This is a genomic window from Streptomyces sp. P17 (genome assembly GCF_032436805.1).
In the GTDB taxonomy this organism is placed as follows: domain Bacteria; phylum Actinomycetota; class Actinomycetes; order Streptomycetales; family Streptomycetaceae; genus Streptomyces.
Window position 1 is genome coordinate 1 of sequence record NZ_JAVRBF010001447.1, and the last position, 238, is coordinate 238.

The 238-nt window shown below is 66.0% G+C and carries 1 pseudogene; it reads left to right on the forward strand.

What is annotated here, in order from left to right:
* Positions 1-238: pseudogene (locus RMT89_RS45300) on the forward strand (LysR family transcriptional regulator ArgP); the annotation flags it as partial.

The following is a 238-nucleotide window of genomic DNA, read 5'->3' on the forward strand; positions in this document are numbered from 1 at the left end:
CGCCCGCCACTTCGCGACCGGCATCGGCGCGCAGACGCTGGCGCAGGCCCCTGCCCTGACCTTCAATGCCAAGGACCGGCTTCAGATTCGTTGGGCGCAAGCGCAAACAGGTCATGCGCCGGCGCTGCGAACGCATCTGATCCCCTCAACTCATGCCTTTGCGGAAGCGGCACGGCTTGGACTGAGCTGGGGAATGAACCCCGAACCGCTGATTCGCGCCGATCTGGCTCAGGGTCGG